The sequence below is a fragment of the Clostridium polynesiense genome (genome assembly GCF_000820705.1).
Lineage (GTDB): Bacteria > Bacillota > Clostridia > Clostridiales > Clostridiaceae > Clostridium_AA > Clostridium_AA polynesiense.
In genome coordinates, this window is record NZ_CCXI01000109.1 from 1 (window position 1) to 5,416 (window position 5,416).

At 34.6% G+C, this 5,416-nt stretch carries 5 protein-coding genes and 1 pseudogene; 3 read left to right on the forward strand and 3 right to left on the reverse strand.

Annotation, left to right across the window (positions count from 1 at the left end; all coding sequences use genetic code 11):
• The coding region (locus TA89_RS10090) for an FtsX-like permease family protein (RefSeq protein ID WP_040213118.1) at positions 1-797 on the forward strand (797 nt) is incomplete at its 5' end.
• Between the two features lie 38 nt (positions 798-835).
• Here the strand turns inward: TA89_RS10090 and TA89_RS10095 are convergent.
• Complete coding sequence (locus TA89_RS10095) at positions 836-2,185, reverse strand: MATE family efflux transporter (RefSeq protein ID WP_040213119.1); 1,350 nt, start codon at positions 2,183-2,185, stop codon at positions 836-838.
• Between the two features lie 89 nt (positions 2,186-2,274).
• Positions 2,275-3,132 carry an NmrA family NAD(P)-binding protein gene (locus TA89_RS10100; protein WP_040213121.1) on the reverse strand — a complete coding sequence of 286 codons (858 nt, stop codon included), beginning with the start codon at positions 3,130-3,132 and terminating at the stop codon, positions 2,275-2,277.
• 141 nt (positions 3,133-3,273) lie between these two features.
• Between TA89_RS10100 and TA89_RS10105 the strand changes: the two genes are divergently transcribed.
• Together TA89_RS10105 and TA89_RS10110 are read left to right on the forward strand one after the other, a co-directional pair.
• A complete protein-coding gene (locus TA89_RS10105) occupies positions 3,274-4,224 on the forward strand; it encodes a helix-turn-helix transcriptional regulator (RefSeq protein WP_040213122.1) in 951 nt (316 codons plus the stop codon).
• A gap of 11 nt (positions 4,225-4,235) precedes the next feature.
• Positions 4,236-5,165, forward strand: a complete 930-nt coding sequence (locus tag TA89_RS10110; protein ID WP_040213123.1) for a phosphotransferase — start codon at positions 4,236-4,238, stop codon at positions 5,163-5,165.
• A gap of 59 nt (positions 5,166-5,224) precedes the next feature.
• On the opposite strand, the pseudogene TA89_RS18605 reads toward TA89_RS10110, so the two are convergent.
• Positions 5,225-5,416: pseudogene (locus tag TA89_RS18605) on the reverse strand (ABC transporter permease); the annotation flags it as partial.

A 5,416-nucleotide genomic window follows, 5' to 3' on the forward strand; every position in this document is an offset into this window, starting at 1 on the left:
AAATAGATGTTTTAGGAAAAACTGTTTCCTTTGATATAAAATACAGCATAACCGATCATAAGGGAAACAGTAAAAAAACTTCAAAAAAAGCTGAATTTATAATAGAAGGTATATTAGAAAATGATGATTACCTCTTTGACATACCTGCTAATTATGATACAGAGGTTGAAAAAGAAAGTCCATGGAATTATAATGCCTCAATGATTTATCTTCCGGCAGAATATATAGATTCACTGTACAGCAGCATTACTATTGATGATTCTTCCTTATTTCAGCTTCTCCATAAGGATATTGCCTATGGCAAGGTAGTTTTAAAAGCTAGCCATCCTAAAAATATTCCCTCTATTATTAGAGACCTATCCTTAAAGGGTTATGATGTAACGGGAAACTATTGGGAGGCAGCACTTTATAACGGAATAAAACTCACTGTGGCCTTAATACTGGGAGGGATAGGCTTTATAATTATCCTGGTAGCCTCAGTAGGCGTTGTTAATATAATGATAATGGCTGTTATGGAACGGAAAAGAGAAATTCAAATACTTAAGATCCTTGGAGGAAATGATAAGGACATCAATAAGCTTTTTTTATTAGAGGGAGGAATTTTAGGACTTCTGGGAGGCTTCATAGGAATAGCCTTAAGCCTTTTAACTATAAATATTATCAATCTTATTATTGAAGACTTTCACATCCACATAAATCCATATACTATAGCTTTAATATTGATCATTTCTCCGGTAATAGCTTTAACTGCTGCTCTTCCGGCGGTAAAGATAGCATCAAGGGAAAAAGCAGCGTAATGGTTAATCAGATACCATTACTCTGCTTTTATTTATAACTATATCCTTAAATTTTCCCACTTTTTACTTCTATACCTTACTACAAAGGCAACTACTCTGAATAACCAATCTATGGTCATAGCTACCCAAACTCCAAAAACTCCAAGGTTTAAATATTTTCCCAGTATAAAGGCAAAGCCTATCCTCCAAATCCACATAGAGGCTATGGATATAAACATGCTAAACCTTACATCATTAGCAGCTCTCAAGGTATTAGGAAGTGTAAATGCTGCCGGCCACAATATAGTACAGGCAAATCCGTGATATATTAGTATTTTCATAGTGATCTGTGCTGTTACATCTGTTAGGTTATATATCTTTACTATTAAAGGCAGCGCTGCCATAAGTAAAATATTAACTGCTATCATGGAAATATAAGTTATACTTAAAAGCTTTCTTGTATAATGTCTAGCCTGTTTGTAATCTCCTGCTCCTATACAGCGGGAAACTATTGTTAACACCGCAAGACCAATAGACAATCCCGGTAAAATTTGAAACATAGCAACGGTATTAGAAACAGCATTAGCAGCTATGGATGCTGTACCGAAACTTGCAACTAAACTTAATAACAGTATTTTACCTAATTGAAACATGCTGTTTTCAAGTCCGTTTGGAATTCCTATATGTAATATCTTTTTAATCATACGCTTTTTAAAGTGAAATTTGAAAGGTCTTGTTAAATGCACCATAAGATTTTGATTCTTCAATAATATAATAATAATCACTGCTGCTGTGGTTCTGGAAATAAGCGTTGGTATTGCAGCTCCTGCTATACCAATTTTTAAGCCATAAATAAGCACTGCATTACCTACTATATTTATAATATTCATTACTAAAGAGGTTATCATGGTGATTTTTGAGTTTCCCATGGTACGGAAAAGTGCTGCTCCTCCATTGTAAAGCGCTATAAAAGGAATAGATAACGAAACGATCATTAAATAGGTTTCAGCATAAGCTTTAACATCAGCATCAATAGCACCAAAGATATTATTCAATATAAAGTTTTTTCCTATATACATTAAAAGCATGATAGCTATGGATAAAAGCCCTGTAAATAGGATAATCTGATCTGCAGTTTCACATGCTTCTTCTTCTTTTTTTCTTCCTATGTACTGGCCTGCCACCACTGCTCCTCCTGTAGCTAATGCAGCAAAGACATTAACTAAAAGAACAATTACTGAATCTACTAAGGATACAGCAGAAACCGCAGCTTCTCCAACACTTGCAACCATCATGGAATCTGCCATTCCTACAGCAATAGACAGTAATTGTTCTATAATCAGAGGAATTATAAGCTTGTACAAATCTTTGTTGGTAAATAGATAATTTTTATTTTCCTTCAATTGCATCCCTTCTTTTGTCATATAATCAAATCTATTTTACCATAGCTTTAATAGATTTCTACAATATTTTACTATAAAAACAACTAAATTAATTTTTATTTCAATGTATTTATTAAATAGCTTTTAAAATCTGTAGGCATTTGAATTATATTATCCATTTCCTTATGTGTCTTCCCATCAATAACCGCTTTTGTCATAAGCATAAGATTTTCCGTTCCATCCTTAGAAAATCCCGACTGCATAAAGGTATCCTCCCATTCTTCAGCCATGATCTGATTTAGGGTGACTTTTCTATTTAAAACCTCTTGAAATATTTCTGCTATATCTAAGGAAGTATAAGCGCAAGGTCCTTCTATTTCATAAATTCTCTCCTGAGGAGAATGGGAAGCTATTATATCTGATAAGAATTTCGCTGTATCAGGAGGAGCAATCATAGGCAGCTTCATATCCGGAGGGAAAAACGTGGGCAGTATCCCCTGATTTTCAGCCATTTCTAAATATGCAAGCCAATTGCTGAAATAATAGGCTGACCTGACAAAAATTAGTTCTGCTTCTATATCTGAAAATCCATGCTCAAGTAGGTAGGAAGCCTCCAGGTTTCCCGTTCCTGATGGATTTTGTGCACCCATGGAGGACAGACCGACAATTTTATCAATACCTGAAGAAATAACCGCTTCTCTATAGTTTTTTATGATTTTTTCAATGTCACCTATAAAATCCTCACCGAAGGGATTTTCAGGAGTCAATAGAAAAACTGTACTTCCCCCTTTAAAAGCTTTCTTCAATTCCTCTCCATAAAAATAATCTGCCACTGCAACCTCAGCGCCTTTTTCTTTTAAAGATTGTGCTTTTAATTCGTCCCTGACTACAGCTCTCACCGCTTCTCCCTTTTCTAAAAGATTATCAACCACCATCGAGCCTATTTGTCCTGTAGCACCTAATATTATATTCATTTTATACCTCCTATTATTAATATTTTGAAGTTCTTGTAAATAGAATTTTTTGACTCCTATTACTAAATACAATACAATATAAACATGACAGTTTTTGTATAGTTATCTATAAAAAGTATTTTTAAAAATATAGGAGGCACTATGACAAAGGTTAAAACCCTCTTTGATTTAATATTTTATGTAAACTCAAAAAAGAGCTTTACTGCTCAGGATGTTGCTTATGAATTTAAAATCTCTGTAAGAACAGCTCACAGATATTTAATGGAGCTCAGCGAAATGGGTATTCCTTTATATACTGAACAGGGAAGAGGAGGAGGGTATAGAGTTTTAAAAAACAGAATGCTGCCTCCTGTGTTATTTGATGAAAATGAGGCTCTTTCCATATTTTTCTCTTTTCAATCTCTAAAGTATTATAATTCTCTACCTTTTGATGCGGATATCGAATCAGCGTCAAGAAAGCTATACTATGCTCTCCCGGAGGATGTAAAAGGTAAAATAGATTCTTTAGAATCGGTCTTTTCCTTTTGGAATCCAAAAAGTGATATAGCCGCTCCTTTTTTAAAGGACTGTATAGATGCTTCTATTAATAATGATGTTTTAATTATGAAATATAAATCAGAGAAAAATGATAAAACCAGAAGGATTACCCCCATTGGAGTCTACGGCTATGACGGTTTATGGTACATGCCTGCATTGGATATAGAAAGTAATAAGGTTAAGATTTTCAGACTGGACAGGATTATTTCTTTAGAAGCCTCTTCAGAAAAATATGATTTTAATATGACCTTAAAGGATTGGTTCAATAGGGATATGGCTGAAACTCCCTTAACTCTTCATGTGCTCCTTACAAGAGAAGGAATAAGACAATGCAGGAGCATGCCCTTTTTTCAGCCTCATATAACCGAAACAGCGGGCGAAGAGGGATATATACATACCGTTATGGATACTAACGATATAGAATTTCTTTCTAAGTACTTTTTAACCTTAGGGAGTGATGCAAAAGTAATTAAGCCAAAGAAGCTGGTGTCAGCTATGAAAGAAAAGATTGAAAAGCTAACAGAGCTTTATAAGGATTATATCTATAAAAATTAGGAGGATTTCATATGAACAGCAGTGAAATAATAAAAAGTTTCGGCTTCAGCTGTAAGGAAGAGCCGGCTAGTATCTACCCCTTTTCTCCGGTTTACAAAATAACTGAGGAAAAGTCTTCATATATTATTAAAAAAACTCAAAGGCCTTTAGAGAAGGCACAAAGGCTTATGGAATACACAGAATTTCTTAAATCCAAAAGAATCAACATAGTTACCCCTGTTAAACTAAGAAAAGAAAATCCACAAAGTTTTGAGGAGGATGTTTATGTAGTATACCCCTTCATAGAAGGTTACACCTATTCGGCTAAGGATGAGGAGATATATGAGGCAGGAAAACTTTTAGGAAGTATACATTATCATTCACCAAAAGAAAATATTTATAAGCTCTATGAGTATGATGTTTATGACTTTTTCCCTGAAGAGGTTGAGGACAGCATAAAGAGTATGAAGAGTTATGCAGAAAAGGTAAACTACAGCACAGATTGGGTGGCTTTGAAGGGAAAACTTTTAAAGGCGGTGGAGGCACAAGAGCAATTAAAGAATGTTGTTCTACCCTTTATAACTACTCCTCATGATTATAAGGCAAATAACTTGATTTATACTCCTGAACCTTATTTAATCGACCCGGATAATGCCGGCTGGATTCCAAGGATATTTGATTTAGCCCTCTCGCTGCTTTTGTTCCACAACGAGTTGTCTACTGCTCCTCAGGTAATATTTACACCACAGCAGTGGAAAACCTTTATGATGGGCTATAATGAATATATCCTTTTAACTGAACTTGAGAAGCAGTACTGGAGTAAAGCATTAGAACACGTTTTCTTAGACGAGGTGATGTGGCTTATGGCTGAAGTTGAAGAAGATTGGTACAATCCTTCCCAGGTAAAACTCTTTCACAGCCTTATAAAACTGTTATTTGACAGCTCTAAATACGAAATTTAGAGCTGTCAGTAAAAAATATAATAAAGTCATTAATATTTTACTTCTGAATTAAGTTTCCCCTATTTCCTCTTCCTTGAAAGATTTATAACAGCAAGAATATAAAATATAAAAGCTGTAGCAGCTAAAACTATAATATGACTTTTAGCATCAGCGGTAAAGGAACCGTATTTGTACACCATTCCCATAGCTTCTTGAAATTCATTAACCGCTTCTGCCGATGCTCCTTTAAAACTTACCGCCATTGGTGCTTC

What these genes read in the sequence shown, in the direction of transcription:
- TA89_RS10110 (WP_040213123.1), top strand. Translation starts at nt 4,236, where the DNA reads ATGAACAGCAGTGAAATAATAAAAAGTTTCGGCTTCAGCTGTAAGGAA.
- TA89_RS10095 (WP_040213119.1), bottom strand. Translation starts at nt 2,185, where the DNA reads ATGCAATTGAAGGAAAATAAAAATTATCTATTTACCAACAAAGATTTG.
- TA89_RS10100 (WP_040213121.1), bottom strand. Translation starts at nt 3,132, where the DNA reads ATGAATATAATATTAGGTGCTACAGGACAAATAGGCTCGATGGTGGTT.
- TA89_RS10105 (WP_040213122.1), top strand. Translation starts at nt 3,274, where the DNA reads ATGACAAAGGTTAAAACCCTCTTTGATTTAATATTTTATGTAAACTCA.